Origin of the sequence: Vibrio makurazakiensis (assembly GCF_050337375.1) — a bacterium.
Classification (GTDB): domain Bacteria; phylum Pseudomonadota; class Gammaproteobacteria; order Enterobacterales; family Vibrionaceae; genus Vibrio; species Vibrio makurazakiensis.
This window is the reverse complement of sequence record NZ_JAKJSW010000360.1, coordinates 1-2644: the sequence shown is the minus strand read 5'-3', so window position 1 is coordinate 2644 and position 2644 is coordinate 1. Positions and strand designations below refer to the sequence as shown.

The following is a 2644-nucleotide window of genomic DNA, read 5'->3' as shown; positions in this document are numbered from 1 at the left end:
CACACATATACATAATACAAAATAATAGAGAACCACATGAATACTGATAGAAATGCTGAAAGAAAGATAATTTGTGCTGTCGAAAGGGGTTATGGTAATTCTGAAAGTGATGTCGGCAAGCTCAGAGCCTTCTATGAAATCCTTCCTTCAAATGATGTTGTCCCAATTAATGGGACTGAGTATTTTTGTGACACTGAAATGGTTTTTGTGACAGGTCAATTTTCTGAGCTGAAAGAAAAATTTGGCGACCGATTATTTGTCGCGACATGTATACCTTCTAACTATGAAGGTCGTGAGGGTGACTGTCGCTATGTTACCCGGATGGGTTCATGTAACGAATTAAAAGGTTTAGTTTGTTGTGAAATATTCGATACTCCTTTACCGCCGATATCTAACCCGAACTTTGTATCAAGTAAAAAGCCATTAACTAAAACTATCCTGCTTAGAGACAATGATTTTTTGTACGGTCCGTTTGATTATACAGAGGAGGTAGATGAGCTTACAAATCGTAGAGTACTACACCTTAAAGCTATATCGACGCCTTTGGATAATACTCCTCAATATCATATAGGGAAAGTTGGTTCCCAACAGTGCATACATGCTCTATATGAAAAAGAGAACTTACCAATTTTACTGGGTAACGTGAAAAAATGTTTTGAACATGCAGAAACAATAGACTTTATTACAGATGATCAAATTATCTCAACTTATGGCTCCAAAATTGCCCAAAATTCAGAGATTAGATCTTTTAACAAAGGAACAATCGCTCAGATTAGAAAGTCATTTGCATCGAGTGTAGATCAAAGAAGGTTCCCTGATCGTTTCAAACGATTGTTTGAAGCGTTAGAGACAGCTAACTCTTGGGAAGGCACCCGCAAAGATTTAGTTGATAACTTCTTAAATACGGACACTGGTGCCAATGTACTGAAGAACTATATTGACTCTAACAAAGACGAATTTTTCCAATCAGAAAAACAATCATTTCTTAAGAAGCTAGATCTTGAACATGAGCAACTAATATCGGATCTCAAGGAACTAGAAGACAAGAAAGACAAGGTTGTTGCTGATATTAGAAAATCACAGCGTGAACGAGAAGAGATGGAGTTAAGCGCAGAGTCTACTGCATCTTTCGACGCACTATCAAAGCAAGCAAAAGACAAATTGGAATTACTAATTGAAGAAAAAAGATTAGAGCTCGATAATTTGTCAACAAACGTTGCTACTTTAGAACAAAAACATAGTCGCTACAGTACATTAGAAGCTATTCAGCAAGAAATTAAAGACTTAGACCGCGATAAAGAACGAGCTCAAACTAGAAAAACTGAAATAGACCTTCAAGTAGATGAAGTGTCAGCTAAATTACGTAAATCAAATGACCAGCTTACTAAGCGATTATTAGAGCTTAAACCTGATGTAGATGCCCTTTCAGGTATCGCCGCAAAACCCCAAGTCAGACTAATTGATTATCATGTCGAGACAAAAAGTTTTGATACATCTAAAAGTGATGACGAAGTAAGAGATAATCTTATCAAAAGTGTTGAAGAAGCACTGAGCCAACAGGGARGAAAGACTGATTACAACACTGTAGCAAATATTTTGACTACCGTTGCACAATCACAATTTACATTATTTTCTGGTAGACCGGGCACTGGTAAGACTTCATTAGCTAAACTGCTTGGTAGTAGTTTGGGATTAGACAAGCGATTACTCAATATACCCGTTGCTCGCGGCTGGACGAGTTCGAGAGACGTCCTAGGATTCTATAATGCACTATCATGCTCTTTCAATTCTTCTGCCACAGGTCTTTATGAGCTATTGAAGCATTTGGATTCCGAGCAGAAGAGTGATATCGCTGCAGCTCCGGCAATTTGTCTATTGGATGAATTTAACCTTAGTCAACCTGAGCACTACTTCAGTCCATTTTTGGAAATGTCAGACCCAGAATCAAAAAGAATTATTACTACTGGAGATCATAATAAGCCCTATCTCACTGTACCTAACTATTTACGCTTTTTAGGTACTATCAATAACGATGAATCGGTTCAATCATTAACGCCGAGAATGCTAGATAGATCGGCCATTATAAATTTCGATGATTTTGAGCCGGCATATGATTTAGCAATCAACTCAGTGGCAAGCGATTATACTCTTGATGTTAAACCTATTTCAGGGAAGAAGTTTGTCGACTTGTTCACTCCGCGTTCGATGGAGTTACCTCAAGATATTGATCGCACTCTTAAACTCATTATTGATACTTTACGTGATGATAACCCTGAGCTAGGTGCACCGGTTAATATTTCATTTAGGAAAGTTAAAGCCATTCGTTCATATCATAATGTTACTTCGTCTATGTATATCGATAGTAGGTATACCGCTTTGGACTTTGCTGTAAGTCAACATGTACTTCCATTGTTGAATGGATATGGTCAAAATTTTGGTAAACGTTTGTCACTTTTGATTGATAATATTCCTGATGAAATGGAAAAAACTCAAAAGATGCTTCGTCGTATTTTTGAGGTTGGAAATCAAAACATGTTCACATACGGTTTGAATATATGATTGAATGGAAATTGATTGCGTCAGATAAAAATAATGAAGAGGCCTACAACCTTTTCAAACATGATGACATCTCGATAAAAGAGAC

At 37.1% G+C, this 2644-nt stretch carries 1 protein-coding gene; it reads left to right on the top strand.

The window, feature by feature from the left end; genetic code table 11:
* Positions 1 to 36: 36 nt before the first annotated feature.
* Complete coding sequence (locus L4C33_RS21355) at positions 37 to 2559, top strand: DUF8727 domain-containing protein (RefSeq protein ID WP_428814400.1); 2523 nt, start codon at positions 37 to 39, stop codon at positions 2557 to 2559.
* Positions 2560 to 2644: the final 85 nt, after the last annotated feature.